The organism is Klebsiella sp. BDA134-6, assembly GCF_015601345.1.
Lineage (GTDB): Bacteria > Pseudomonadota > Gammaproteobacteria > Enterobacterales > Enterobacteriaceae > Klebsiella > Klebsiella grimontii.
This window is the reverse complement of sequence record NZ_CP064784.1, coordinates 5,144,545-5,158,089: the sequence shown is the minus strand read 5'-3', so window position 1 is coordinate 5,158,089 and position 13,545 is coordinate 5,144,545. Positions and strand designations below refer to the sequence as shown.

The 13,545-nt window shown below is 55.3% G+C and carries 11 protein-coding genes and 1 tRNA gene; 4 read left to right on the top strand and 8 right to left on the bottom strand.

Annotation, left to right across the window (positions count from 1 at the left end; all coding sequences use genetic code 11):
- Positions 1 to 55 precede the first annotated feature (55 nt).
- Genes dhaM through dhaK form a run of 3 tightly spaced genes read right to left on the bottom strand, consistent with a single transcriptional unit; the run spans position 56 to position 3,201 of the window.
- A complete protein-coding gene (dhaM, locus tag IYV58_RS23845) occupies positions 56 to 1,477 on the bottom strand; it encodes a dihydroxyacetone kinase phosphoryl donor subunit DhaM (protein ID WP_195729299.1) in 1,422 nt (473 codons plus the stop codon).
- Positions 1,478 to 1,487: 10 nt separating this feature from the next.
- On the bottom strand, positions 1,488 to 2,120 hold the full coding sequence (dhaL, locus tag IYV58_RS23840; protein ID WP_004125405.1) for a dihydroxyacetone kinase subunit DhaL: 633 nt from the start codon (positions 2,118 to 2,120) through the stop codon (positions 1,488 to 1,490).
- A 10-nt stretch (positions 2,121 to 2,130) separates the two neighbouring features.
- Positions 2,131 to 3,201 carry a dihydroxyacetone kinase subunit DhaK gene (gene dhaK / locus IYV58_RS23835; protein WP_049114281.1) on the bottom strand — a complete coding sequence of 357 codons (1,071 nt, stop codon included), beginning with the start codon at positions 3,199 to 3,201 and terminating at the stop codon, positions 2,131 to 2,133.
- Positions 3,202 to 3,797: 596 nt separating this feature from the next.
- Between dhaK and IYV58_RS23830 the strand changes: the two genes are divergently transcribed.
- The 3 genes from IYV58_RS23830 to IYV58_RS23820 all read left to right on the top strand — a co-directional run bounded on the left by IYV58_RS23830 (position 3,798) and on the right by IYV58_RS23820 (position 7,376).
- The gene (locus IYV58_RS23830) at positions 3,798 to 4,895 is read left to right on the top strand and encodes a glycerol dehydrogenase (RefSeq protein ID WP_004125400.1); all 1,098 of its coding nucleotides are present in this window, start codon (positions 3,798 to 3,800) and stop codon (positions 4,893 to 4,895) included.
- Between the two features lie 104 nt (positions 4,896 to 4,999).
- Entirely contained in the window at positions 5,000 to 6,913 is a 1,914-nt protein-coding gene (gene dhaR, locus IYV58_RS23825; RefSeq protein WP_371320546.1) for a dihydroxyacetone kinase operon transcriptional regulator DhaR, read from the top strand.
- A gap of 139 nt (positions 6,914 to 7,052) precedes the next feature.
- Positions 7,053 to 7,376, top strand: coding sequence for a DUF1889 family protein (locus IYV58_RS23820; protein WP_071988240.1), 324 nt, complete (start codon positions 7,053 to 7,055; stop codon positions 7,374 to 7,376).
- Between the two features lie 86 nt (positions 7,377 to 7,462).
- On the opposite strand, the gene IYV58_RS23815 is transcribed toward IYV58_RS23820, so the two are convergent.
- A tRNA-Ile gene (locus IYV58_RS23815) sits at positions 7,463 to 7,538 on the bottom strand.
- Positions 7,539 to 7,662: 124 nt separating this feature from the next.
- Between IYV58_RS23815 and mug the strand changes: the two genes are divergently transcribed.
- Positions 7,663 to 8,169, top strand: coding sequence for a G/U mismatch-specific DNA glycosylase (mug, locus tag IYV58_RS23810; protein WP_004125394.1), 507 nt, complete (start codon positions 7,663 to 7,665; stop codon positions 8,167 to 8,169).
- Between the two features lie 63 nt (positions 8,170 to 8,232).
- On the opposite strand, the gene IYV58_RS23805 is transcribed toward mug, so the two are convergent.
- The 4 genes from IYV58_RS23805 to rpsU all read right to left on the bottom strand — a co-directional run bounded on the left by IYV58_RS23805 (position 8,233) and on the right by rpsU (position 13,449).
- Positions 8,233 to 8,895 (bottom strand): TetR/AcrR family transcriptional regulator, encoded by a 663-nt coding sequence (locus tag IYV58_RS23805; protein ID WP_004125385.1) that lies wholly within the window; start codon positions 8,893 to 8,895, stop codon positions 8,233 to 8,235.
- A 241-nt stretch (positions 8,896 to 9,136) separates the two neighbouring features.
- The gene (rpoD, locus tag IYV58_RS23800; RefSeq protein ID WP_004125383.1) at positions 9,137 to 10,981 is read right to left on the bottom strand and encodes an RNA polymerase sigma factor RpoD; all 1,845 of its coding nucleotides are present in this window, start codon (positions 10,979 to 10,981) and stop codon (positions 9,137 to 9,139) included.
- A gap of 273 nt (positions 10,982 to 11,254) precedes the next feature.
- The gene (gene dnaG, locus IYV58_RS23795; protein WP_032742204.1) at positions 11,255 to 13,000 is read right to left on the bottom strand and encodes a DNA primase; all 1,746 of its coding nucleotides are present in this window, start codon (positions 12,998 to 13,000) and stop codon (positions 11,255 to 11,257) included.
- A 233-nt stretch (positions 13,001 to 13,233) separates the two neighbouring features.
- Entirely contained in the window at positions 13,234 to 13,449 is a 216-nt protein-coding gene (rpsU, locus tag IYV58_RS23790) for a 30S ribosomal protein S21 (RefSeq protein WP_001144069.1), read from the bottom strand.
- Positions 13,450 to 13,545 lie beyond the last annotated feature (96 nt).

The following is a 13,545-nucleotide window of genomic DNA, read 5'->3' as shown; positions in this document are numbered from 1 at the left end:
AAGTTAAGCGAGTTCCCGGAGGAGGCAGCCTCCGGGGCGGAAAGATGGGGGCAGGTTAGCCGCGAATCACGCGTTTGCCGGGAATATCAAGGGTGACGGTCTCGCCATTTTGCAGCGTCGTCAGCACATTGCTCTGCTGGCAAAGCATTGCGATACCCGCCTGGCGGGCGATAATGGCGCCGTGAGCGTGCTCGCTGCTCTCCTGCAGACAGATCCCCTTAACCTGACGGGCGTCGAGCTGCACGACGGTAGAGGGAAAGATATCGTCGGCAACGAGGATTGAAGGCGCGCTAAACTGCGGCAGCGCTTCGCTGCTCTCGTTAAGGTGACGCAGCGTGCGGTGCAAAATATCTTCAATATCAATATAGCGGGCGCGAAGGTAGGCATCGTCGAGATGGCGATATTGTTGGCTTAAATCGCTCAGCACCTGATGCCACGCCCACTCCGCGCTGCACTGCTCGTCGCGCACGATCTCGCACGCTGCTGTATATAAATCAGGATCATCGAGCAGAGTATGATGCCCGGAGAAGATCGCCGCGATGTCGGCGGAATATTTCTCCTCCGCCAGGGCCGTCAGCGCGCTAAGATCGTCCAGCGTCCGATCAATAGCCCCTTTCAGGCGCAGCTGCTGCTGACCGATGGCGGCGATCTTTTCCCGCGTAACGCTGTTCTGAGGCCGAGGGTAGAGTACGACCTGGCCCTGAACGCGAGCGGCACGGGTGGGCTGCAAAGCGGGCGTTGCCTCCGTTTGCTCGCCGAAGTTCTCCGCCGCCAGCGCCTGGAATGCCGCCAGCGCGGCGTCGGCGTCCGGGCCGCGGGCCAGCAACCTTAAGGTATCGTTCCGGCACACCTGAAGCAGGGCGATTTGGTTGAGGCTATCCGGCGTGACGCACTTTCCCTCTTTCTCCAGCACCAGATCGGCGTTGAATCCCGCCAGCGCGGCGACCAGCTTTGACGCCGGGCGAACGTGCAGGCCGTTAGGGTTTTGAATCACTACGGAAACCGAGCGCGCGTCGCGGTCATCGGCCAGCGCGGCGGTCAGCGAAGGGGGCTGCGGTTGCGATGGTAACCCGAGCTGTACGCGCTTTGCCTCCAGCGCATTCATGGCGTCCTCGATCACCTTGTCGATGTCGGCTCCGGCTGCGGCGCTCACCGTCGCCGCCAGCGTCCCTTCAACCAGCGGCGCCGCGCACAGCCTGACCTTCGCCGCAATCACCGGATCGAGCAGATCCAGCGCGGTTTCGGCGCTCAGCAGGGCGCTGCCGATATCCATCATCACCAGCACATGATCGGCGTCGGCGACGGATTCAATGGCTTCCATTACCTTAATCGGATCGGTGCCGATCGGGCTGGCGGGATCGTCAATGCCGGCGGCGATCGCCAGCTTGCAGCCATCGTTCATTAACATCTGCCGGGCCAGTTCTCCGACACCTTCGCCCAGACGGGCGCTATGAGAAACAATAACCAGGTTTACCATCGCGTTTTCCTTACTCTTTAGCTGCAGCAGCCAGCATCTGAACCATAAACATCACCGAGGTTGCGCCCGGATCCTGATGCCCGATGCTGCGTTCGCCCAGATAGCTGGCCCGCCCTTTACGGGCCTGCATGGCGATGGTGGCGTGGACGGCGGTTTGCGCCTGTTCGCAGGCAGCATCAAGGGCGCTTTGTATCGACAGGTGCTGTTCGCTGGAGTGGCGCAGCGATTCCACCACCGGCAGCCAGACGTCGCACATGGTTTTATCCCCCGGTTCGGCTTTGCCGCGATTCACCACCCCTTCCGCGCCTTCGCGGAAGGTCTGATAAAGCTCTTCCAGGGTCAGGCTCTGATGGGCCTGGGTCACCTGGGCGGCGCGAATAAAGAAGGTGCCGAACAGCGGGCCGCTGGCCCCGCCGACGTTGGAGAGCAGCGTCATACCGGTATTTTTAAGAATGAAACCAATGTCTTTATCGGCAATCGACGGCAGCTTTTCCACCACCTTGCTGAAACCACGATGCATATTCAGGCCGTGGTCGGCATCGCCGATTTCCCGGTCCAGACCGGTCAAAAAATCGCTCTCTTTTGTGAAGATATCGCCGCAGCGATAGAGCCAGTCTACGATTTGCGTTCTGCTTAATGACATGTCGTGCTCCTTATTTTCCCCAGTTCAGCGCCGGGGTGTGAACCGGGGCGTCCCATAATGCCAGCGTCTCGTCATCGGCTTTTAACAGAGTGATGGAAAAACCCACCATATCCAGAGAGGTACAGTAGCTGCCGATAAGATTGCGTTCGATAACGATGCCGGTTTCCTCGCAGCGCTGCGTCAGACGGTTATAGACACCGTAGAGTTCGGACAGCGGCGTGGCGCCGAGATTGTTGACCAGCGCGATAACCCGATCGCCTTTTTGCAGCGCCTGCTTGGTTTGCGATACCTCCTGCCACGCGCCTTTCACGTTGTCCCAGTGGCGCAGCGTGCGGCTATAGGCGCCGTTTTCCAGCAGGGTATCGAACATTTCGTCAACGGTGCGATCGAGGGAGGTGAATCGGCGGCGGTCGATGCCCGGTTCGCCGTGAATGCCGACGCCGAACTCCATCTCATCGTCCTGCAGTTCGAATGAGGGCTGCCCGGCGGCCGGCACGGTGCAGGCGTCGAGCGCGATGCCGATAGAGTGGCCGTGGTTGTTGAGCTTGCGCCCCAGTTCGGCGCAGGATTCCAGCGAGTCGCCGCGTTCGGCGGCCGCGCCCACCAGTTTTTCAATCAGCACGGTATTGGCCACTCCGCGCCGTCCGGCGGTGTAGAGGCTATCTTTCACCGCCACGTCGTCATCGACCACCACGGTGGTGACCTTAACGCCGCTTTCGTGCAGCAGCTCGGTGGCGGTTTCGAAGTTAAGAATATCGCCGGTGTAGTTTTTGATAATCAGCAGCACGCCTTCGCCGCCGTCGATAGTCATGGCGCACTCAAACATTTTATCCGGCGTCGGGGAGGTGAATATTTCCCCCGGGCAGGCCCCGGAGAGCATGCCATGGCCGATATAGCCGCAGTGCATCGGCTCATGACCGCTGCCGCCGCCGGAGAGCAGCGCCACTTTCCCGGCCACCGGCGCATCGGCGCGGGTAACGTAGAGCGGGTCCTGGTGCAGCCTCAGTTCAGGGTGCGCTTTTGCCAGACCAGCCAGTTGTTCGCTCAGGACATCTTCGACACGGTTAATCAGTTTCTTCATTGTTTATTCTCCGTCGGAGTTTCGATGCGGCCTCTCTGCTGATGGAGGCGGTCATCGTGTAGGGGTACCGCCTGACGATGTGCGATATCGGGCGATGTAATGATTCTGGCTGAGTTAGCGGGGAAAAAAACTGCGATAAAAGGAGTTTCATTACGAAACGTAATTATTCATTTTTGTTCCGAAATGAAACGCTTTTGCGCCGGGAAATGAAAAAATGCGAGCTAAAGCGGCTATTTCATCTGGCTTCACCTGCCTGCAAGACCTGCGTAAAGAAATAATTTTGCCCTCTCTTGCCGCCCATGGCGGTGAAAAACGCCAACGCTCGCCCGCTTAGTGGCCTTCTTTTGCGTCGAAGGGGCGGATCGAGATCGCAATCCCACCGTTTCATGTGAATTCATGTTCCAATATGGAACAATAAAATTTATGTGCTGTTTCAAATCGGGACAAAAAGGGGAAAGATTTTTTTGCCCGCGGCTCGCCCTACAGTGATGGCATCGCTCAGGTAGCGCTTTCGTTCCCGCCTTTAATACATGGCCGGACGGGGAAATACCGGGGCCCATCATGTCAAAACATGCACTTATTTGAGGGTGAACGGAATGCTAAAAGTTATTCAATCTCCAGCCAAATATCTCCAGGGACCAGATGCATCCACGCTGTTTGGGCAATACGCCAAAAACCTGGCGGACAGCTTTTTCGTGATTGCCGATGACTTCGTAATGAAGCTGGCGGGAGAAAAAGTGCTGGAAGGTTTACACAGCCACAACATCAGCTGCCATGCGGAGCGCTTCAACGGCGAGTGTAGCCACGTTGAGATCAATCGCCTGATCGCCATTCTGAAGCAGCACGGCTGCCGCGGCGTGGTGGGTATCGGCGGCGGCAAGACGCTCGATACGGCGAAAGCCATTGGCTACTACCAGAAGCTACCGGTGGTGGTGATCCCGACGATCGCCTCCACCGATGCGCCAACCAGCGCGCTGTCGGTTATCTACACCGAAGCCGGTGAGTTTGAAGAGTATCTGATTTACCCGAAAAACCCGGATATGGTGGTGATGGATACGGCGATTATCGCCAAAGCCCCGGTGCGCCTGCTGGTGGCCGGGATGGGCGATGCGCTTTCAACCTGGTTTGAAGCCAAGGCCTGCTACGACGCCAGAGCCACCAGCATGGCGGGCGGCCAGTCGACGGCGGCGGCGTTGAGCCTGGCGCGCCTGTGCTATGATACGCTGCTGGCGGAAGGCGAAAAAGCCCGCCTCGCCGCCCAGGCCGGGGTGGTGACCGATGCGCTGGAACGCATCGTTGAAGCGAATACCTACCTCAGCGGTATCGGCTTTGAAAGTAGCGGTCTGGCCGCCGCGCACGCCATTCACAACGGTTTCACCATCCTCGAAGAGTGTCACCATCTGTACCATGGCGAGAAAGTGGCCTTTGGTACCCTGGCGCAGCTGGTGCTGCAAAATAGCCCGATGGAAGAGATCGAAACGGTGCTGAACTTCTGCCATACCGTCGGCCTGCCGGTCACGCTGGCGCAAATGGGCGTTAAAGAGGGCATCGATGAGAAAATTCAGGCAGTTGCTAAAGCGACCTGTGCGGAAGGGGAAACCATTCATAACATGCCGTTCCCGGTCAGCGTGCAGAGCGTACATGCGGCGATTCTGACCGCCGATCTGCTTGGACAGCAGTGGCTGGCGCGTTAATTTATCGTGGTCCTGTCCCGCTTCGTTAATGAGAAGGGGCGTTTTATCCCCCTCTGGCGGTCGCCGCCGGAGGGGTTGTCGTTTATGTAACAGCGGAAATGGATATGACTGCGCAGACTCAGAGCTTTCCCCTGGTGATAACCCAGTCGTGGCATCGCTGCAGTAAGTTTATGCAGCGGGAAACCTGGCAAACGCCGCATCAGGCGCAGGGGCTGACCTTCGAATCGATTTGCCGGCGCAAGACCGCGCTATTGACGATTGGCCAGGCGGCGCTGGAAGATGCCTGGGAGTTTATGGATAACCGCCCCTGCGCGCTGTTTATCCTTGATGAGTCCGCCTGTATTCTCAGCCGCTGCGGCGATCCGCAGACCCTCGACCAACTGGCGGCGCTGGGATTTCGTGACGGCAGCTACTGCGCGGAAAGCATTATCGGCAGCTGCGCGCTCTCTCTGGCCTCCATGCTCGGGCAGCCGGTCAAAACGACGGGCGAGCAGCATTTTAAACATGCGCTGCACGAATGGTCGTTTAGCTCCACACCGGTGTTTGATAACCACGGGCGCCTGTTCGGTTCCATTTCCCTGTGCTGCCTGGCCGAAGAGCAGGCTTCGCCGGATCTCTCCCTGACCCTGGCTATCGCGCGGGAAGTCGGTAACTCACTGCTCACCGACAGCCTGTTGTCAGAGTCGAATCGCCATCTTAACCAGATGTACGGTCTACTGGAGAGTATGGATGACGGGGTGATGGCGTGGAATGAGCAGGGAGTTTTGCAATTTCTTAACGTGCAGGCCGCGAGACTGCTGCATCTTGATGCCCAGGCCAGCCAGGGGAAAAACATCAATGAGCTGGTGACGCTGCCGGCCTTGCTGCGCCGGGCTATTAAGCACGCGCGTGGGCTGAATCATGTGGAAGTCACCTTTGAGAGCCAGCATCAGTTTGTCGACGCCGTAATTACGCTCAAGCCAATCGTCGAAGAGCAGGGCAACAGCTTTATTCTGCTGCTGCATCCGGTCGAGCAGATGCGCCAACTGATGACCAGCCAGCTTGGCAAAGTGAGCCATACCTTTGAACAGATGTCGGCGGACGACCCGGAAACCCGGCGGCTGATTCACTTTGGTCGCCAGGCGGCGCGTGGCGCTTTCCCGGTGCTGCTGTGCGGTGAAGAGGGGGTGGGCAAAGAGCTGCTCAGCCAGGCGATTCACAATGAGAGCGAGCGGGGCGGCGGGCCGTATATCGCGGTCAACTGCCAGCTGTATGCCGACAGTGTCCTGGGCCAGGATTTTATGGGCAGCGCGCCGACGGACGATGAAAACGGTCGCCTTAGCCGTCTTGAGCTGGCCAACGGCGGGACGCTGTTTCTTGAAAAAATCGAATATCTGGCGCCGGAGCTGCAGTCCGCGCTGCTGCAGGTAATCAAGCAGGGGGTATTAACCCGTCTGGACGCCCGTCGCTTGATCCCGGTGGACGTCAAAGTGATCGCCACCACTACCGTCGATCTTGCCAATCTGGTGGAGCAAAACCGCTTTAGCCGCCAGCTTTACTACGCGCTGCACTCTTTTGAAATCGTTATTCCCCCGCTGCGAGCGCGGCGCAACAGTATTCCCTCGCTGGTGCACAATCGCCTTAAGAGCCTGGAAAAGCGCTTCTCCTCGCGGCTGAAGGTCGATGATGATGCGCTGGCGCAACTGGTGGCCTACTCCTGGCCGGGCAATGATTTTGAGCTGAACAGTGTTATCGAGAATATCGCCATTAGCAGCGATAACGGCCATATCCGCCTGAGTAATTTGCCGGAATATCTGTTTGCCGAGCGGCCCGGGGTCGACGCGGGTTCTTCGCTGCTGCCCACCAGCCTGACCTTCAGCGCCATTGAGAAAGAGGCGATTATCCATGCCGCCCGGGTGACCAGCGGTCGGGTGCAGGAGATGGCGCAGCTGTTGAATATCGGCCGCACCACGCTGTGGCGCAAAATGAAGCACTACGATATCGACGCCGGTCAGTTTAAGCGCGGACGTATGGAGTAGTTTCCTGTGGGGAGTGATACGGAATAGTCGAGCAGAAAAGCAGCACGCAAGCGTTTAGCTGCGGTCTGAATCAAAGAAAGGCAACGATCTCTTTGATATCCCGGCAAAGATGGGTCCATAGTGTAAGCATGTTCATTACGTGGTTAATTTTAAGGATAAGAGCATGCCAACAGCAATCGATAAAGCCCTGGATTTTATTGGTGGTATGAACACCTCGTTGTCGGTGCCAAATACTATGGATGAAAGTACCGCTAAGGGAATTTTGAAGTATTTGCATGAACTAGGCGTACCGGCGAACCCTGCCGAGGTCACGGCCCGGGGTGAAAAGGAGGGATGGGATGTCGGGTTCACGGAAAAAGTCGCCGGATGGGCGGACAAAATTGCCTCTGGTAAGCGGATCGTCATTAAAAACCCGGAATACTTCACCGTCTATATGCGCGAACAGCTGCAGGCGCTGGTGTAACCTGACCTCATTTTAAGCTGTGGCGCCCCGATGGGGCCGCATAATGCAAAAAGGGCTGACGATTTCTCGTCAGCCCTTGCTGTATCTGGTGGCCCCTGCTGGACTTGAACCAGCGACCAAGCGATTATGAGTCGCCTGCTCTAACCACTGAGCTAAGGGGCCGTGGCGAAGGATTATAAAGTAACTGTTCCCCGCAATCCAGCCTAAAACGCACGCCTGCTGTTTTTATAAACAACGCATTTTCAATCCTTTATAATGACCTTTTAGGTATTGAGCTGGGGAAAACATGATTAACGATATTTTGGCGCCGGACCTGAGGGTCGTTTTTTGCGGTATCAATCCGGGGAAGTCTTCCGCCCATACCGGTTTTCATTTTGCCCATCCGGGAAATCGCTTCTGGAAGGTGATTCACCAGGCCGGCTTTACCGACCGTCTGCTGAAGCCCGAGGAGGAACTTCAGCTGCTGGATACTCGCTGCGGGATCACCATGCTCGTCGAGCGCCCAACGGTGCAGGCCAGCGAGGTCGAGCTGCTGGAGCTCCGAGACGGTGGCCGGGAGCTGGTCAGGAAAATGGAAGAGTATCAGCCGCGTGCGCTGGCGATCCTCGGTAAACAGGCCTTTGAGAAAGCGTTTCAGGCGCGTGGCGTAAAATGGGGCAAGCAGCAGGTGACCATTGGCGCGACGGAAGTGTGGGTGCTGCCGAATCCCAGCGGCCTCAACCGGGCGACGCTGGATAAGCTGGTGGAGGCCTACCGGGAACTCGACGAGGCGCTGGCCACGCGAGGGCTATAATGAGCTGCGGACGACTCCGGGGGGTTGGTCGTCGCGTAGCCGCGCTGGCTAAAGTCCGTGGCTTTAGCCAGCTTTTACATTATCGCTAACATTCCCTTTTTCTATCATTAATAATATTGAGTCAAAAGCGAAGTCGAGAAAGGATTTTCGGTCTTTCTCAAGGTGACGTAAAAAATAGGATTCTCTATGCGAGGATTTTTCCACGAGTCCGGTCAGGCAGAGCCAGAACAGCATTGTGACGTCCGCGGCGGAAGCATTCAGCCCGATCTCTTTTTTTTCGGCGGCGCCGGTGATTTGCGCGGCGATAATATGGTTTATCTGTTCACCAATCATAGAGATACTCTTCAACGCTTTATTGTTTTTAGTGATTTTTTCATAATTCGCGATTTGCCCTGTGATAGCGGGAAAATAGGCAATGCTCGTTTCGTGGAGAGCGATCAGCGCATGGCATAGCTCGCGATAAAACTCGCGGAATGAATTTTGCCGACTGGCTATTTTTATCACCTCCTGATAGAAACGCTCCATTCCCTCCAGGATAAGATGATCCAGAATGTCTTTTTTATTTTCAAAATAGGTATAAAGCGTTGTTTTGCTAAAACCCGCTTCATGGGCGATCTCATCCATGGTGGTACTTTCTATTCCGCGGTTGAGAAATAAGGTATTAGACGTGGTTAAAATAACCTTTCTATTAAAATCAGCCAACTGAATTTTACGCTTGCTATTCATTTAATTTCCCTATGATTTATCTTCCGTTTTATGCTCTCCGGGCCATCCATAAACCCATGGTACAAACGTAAAACGATGAGTCCAGTTGTTTATATGCCGATAAAGAAGTAATTAAGAATATAGCCTGAATGTATTTTTAGGGGTTTTCGAATGGGGTTTTAATATTTCTTAAATAAATATGTTTTGTTCAGACATAAAAAAAGCCAGTCATATGACTGGCTTTTTGCGGCACGCGGCGAAATTAATCGTCGAGGAAGCTACGCAGCACTTCAGAGCGGCTTGGATGGCGCAGTTTACGCAGCGCCTTCGCTTCGATCTGACGAATACGTTCGCGGGTAACGTCGAACTGTTTACCCACTTCTTCCAGCGTGTGATCGGTATTCATGTCGATACCGAAGCGCATACGCAGGACTTTCGCTTCACGGGCGGTCAGGCCAGCCAGAACGTCATGGGTGGCGGCGCGCAGGCTCTCGGTGGTGGCAGAGTCCAGCGGCAGCTCGAGGGTGTTATCCTCGATGAAATCTCCCAGATGCGAATCTTCATCGTCGCCAATTGGCGTTTCCATGGAGATCGGCTCTTTGGCGATTTTCAGCACCTTACGAATTTTATCTTCCGGCATCAGCATACGCTCGGCCAGCTCTTCCGGCGTCGGCTCGCGGCCCATCTCCTGCAGCATCTGGCGGGAAATACGGTTGAGTTTGTTGATCGTCTCAATCATATGCACCGGAATACGGATGGTGCGCGCCTGGTCTGCGATAGAACGGGTGATCGCCTGACGGATCCACCAGGTTGCGTAGGTGGAGAACTTGTAGCCGCGGCGGTATTCAAACTTATCAACCGCTTTCATCAGACCGATGTTGCCTTCCTGGATCAGGTCGAGGAACTGCAGACCGCGGTTGGTGTATTTCTTGGCGATCGAGATAACCAAACGCAGGTTCGCTTCAACCATCTCTTTCTTCGCACGGCGCGCTTTCGCTTCACCGATGGACATACGACGGTTGATATCTTTTACCTGCTCAATGGTCAGGCCGGTCTCTTGCTCAATCTGCTGCAGTTTCATCAGGCCGCGCTGAACGTCTTCTTTCACGTCAAGCAGCTTCTCTGACCACGGCTTGTTCATGGCGATGGCCGCATTGAACCAGGTTTCGCTGGTTTCGTTGCCGGTGAACAGAGTGATGAAGTTTTTCTTCGGCATTTTGCACTGTTCAACGCACAGCTTCATGATGATACGTTCTTGAGTACGAACGCGATCCATCATGACACGCATGCTGTTAACCAGATAATCGAACTGTTTTGGCACCAGACGGAACTGTTTGAACACTTCAGACAGCTTGAGGATCTCTTCCTGCGCTGCGGCGTGGCTACGACCTTTCGCTTTGATGGTGTCGCGGGTCAGTTCGTACTGCGTACGCAGCTCGGCGAATTTCTCGCGCGCCAGCTCAGGGTCGATGCTGTTGTCGTCATCGCTGCTGTCGTCGTCTTCTTCTTCATCTTCGTCTTCGTCGTCATCCATCTCTTCCTGAGAGAGTTCAGAACCGACGTGAGTGGCGGTTGGCGCCAGATCTTCTTCAGCGTTCGGGTCGACAAAGCCGGTGATCAGATCGGACAGGCGTGCTTCTTCCGCTTCAACGCGATCGTACTGCTCCAGCAGATAGGTGATCGCTTCCGGGTATTCCGCAACTGAGCACTGGACCTGGTTAATCCCGTCTTCGATGCGTTTAGCGATGTCAATTTCGCCTTCGCGCGTCAGCAGTTCGACGGTACCCATTTCACGCATGTACATGCGCACCGGGTCGGTTGTGCGTCCGATTTCAGACTCAACGCTGGAGAGAACCTGCGCGGCAGCTTCTTCCGCATCTTCGTCGGTATTGTTGTTCGTTTCAGCAAGCAAGAGATCATCGGCATCCGGCGCTTCTTCCATCACCTGAATGCCCATGTCGTTGATCATTTGGATGATGTCTTCGATCTGGTCGGAGTCGACGATATCTTCCGGCAGATGGTCATTGACCTCGGCATAGGTCAGATAGCCTTGCTCCTTACCACGTTGGACAAGAAGCTTCAGCTGTGACTGCGGGTTTTGCTCCATAAGACGGTATCCACACTTAATTCGTTTGATTGGTGTAAGCAGGCGAACTGCCAACATTTAAAGCGAGGGCGTACTTATATTATTGCCGCTGCGCCTCGAGCGGCTGTCGGGGTCTTCCCGAACGATATTCGGCACTTAAGCCGTTAAATACTTCATCCTTCAAGTTGTCTCTGCGTTAGCTACGTTCCCTCATCCTGCCCATGGGCTTATGTTGCCTTCCAGGGGGACGTTCTCTTGCTGCCTTGATACAACTTGAATGATTTAATCTTTCGTTTATTTTTTGGCCAGTTCCTGGCTGATAGTCCAGAGTTCCCGGCGTTCTTCACTGCTTAAACCGTGAGTGCGGTCGCGAGCTATCAACTCTTCTTGCCGCAGTTCCAGCAGTGAATCAAACATATGGTTGAGCGAGTCGGTGAAGGTTTTTTCAGCAATATCCTTATCTGCTATATCGTCCCACATCGACAGTTTTTCAAGGGTTGCGGCTTCATTTGTGCCGCGATATTGCTCTAAAAGCAGTCCGGTAGTCAGGCCCGGCTGTGCCAGGCAGGTGTTAACCAGTTCGCTGAACAAACCAAGTCCAGGCATTTTACGTGGGTCCAGCCCTTCGAGAGGCGGTACCAGCGGGGCCAGGTCCGGGTTTTGTACCAGTAACCCTATCAGTATACGCATGGTCGTGCGTTTTAGCTGCGGAGCGGGGCGCTGGATGCCATTTTCAGACTGTTTTGGCATTAAACGTTCAAGCTGCGCATCATCTAAAATCCCCAGCTTATTGCCTAACTCCTGGCGCAGGTAAATGCGCAGCGTTTCACCCGGCACCTGCGTTATCAGCGGCAAGGCTAACGTACTCAGCTGCGCGCGGCCGTCCGGGGTGCTCAAATCCACCTGCGGTAACAGGCTGTTGAACAAAAACGTGGAGAGCGGCTGAGCCTGCTCCATCCGCGCTTCAAATGCGTCTTTCCCCTCTTTGCGCACCAGCGTATCCGGATCTTCGCCATCCGGCAGAAACATAAAGCGTAGCTGACGCCCGTCGGTCATATACGGCAGCGCCGTTTCCAGCGCGCGCCAGGCGGCATCGCGGCCAGCCCGGTCGCCGTCGTAGCAGCAAACCACCTGATTGGTGACCCGGAACAACAGCTGAATATGGTCAGCTGTCGTCGACGTTCCTAACGACGCAACGGCATAGTTGATGCCGAATTGCGCCAGCGCCACCACGTCCATATAACCTTCGACCACCAGCAGGCGGGACGGTTCAGCATTGTCCTGCTGCGCTTCATAAAGACCGTACAACTGGCGGCCTTTATGGAAAATATCGGTCTCCGGGGAGTTCAGGTACTTCGGCAGGGCGTCACCCAGCACGCGACCACCAAAACCAATCACCCGGCCTCGCTTATCGCGGATGGGAAACATCACCCGTTCGCGGAAGCGGTCGTAACTGCGCCCCTGATCGTTCGTGACCAGCATGCCTGCATCAATCAGCGACTGGCGATTTTCTTGATTACCGCCAAAACGTTTTAAGACGTTATCCCAGCCGGGAGGGGCGTATCCAATCGCAAAACGCGTAATGATCTCACTGCTTAAGCCGCGTTTTTCCAGATACTGGCGCGCGGGGGCGGCGGCGGGTTGCATCAGAGACTGTTGATAAAACGTGTTCAGACCATCCATCAGCTGATAGAGATTTTGCCGCTGATGGCGCTCGATCTGGCTGGGTCCGCTACCTGCTTCATACGGCACGTCAAGATTATGCATGGCGGCCAGCTCTTCGACGGTTTCCACGAACTCGAGCTTGTCGTAGTTCATCAGGAAGTCGATAGCGTTGCCGTGCGCACCGCAGCCGAAGCAGTGGTAAAACTGTTTTTCACCGTTGACGGTGAAAGAGGGGGTTTTTTCGTTATGGAACGGACAGCACGCGTGATAATTCTTGCCCTGCTTTTTCAGCTTTACCCGGGCATCGATCAGATCGACGATGTCGGTGCGCGCCAGCAGGTCATTGATAAATACTCGTGGGATTCGTCCAGCCATATGCCCCGTTTTATACACTTGAGCCTTCAGCTTGCCTCTGCGTCGGCTGAGTTCGTTCACCCCTGCCACTTACTTGAGTAAGCGCCGGGACTCACTCCCTTGCTGCCTGAGAGCATCCTGAATGGTGTAGTGTATATGCTAATGCATAAACGAAAATAAGCCGCGCATTCCTTTCGGAAGCACGGCCTTACAACTACAACTCGGTCTGAATTGAGAGCCTGGCTCCCAACAGATTAGTACAGACGAGTGCGGCGTGCGTTTTCGCGAGCCAGTTTCTTCGCGTGACGTTTCACTGCAGAAGCTTTAGCGCGTTTACGTTCGGTAGTCGGTTTTTCATAGAACTCACGACGACGAACTTCCGCCAGAACACCTGCTTTTTCGCATGAACGTTTGAAGCGACGCAGCGCTACGTCGAACGGCTCGTTTTCACGTACTTTAATTACCGGCATGTAACTCTCACCTTTGATAAATTCGGTTTGCCGCTGGCATCAGCGCCAGCTTATTTCAAAATGGTGCGGAATTTTACTGCAATTGCTGCTGCTTTG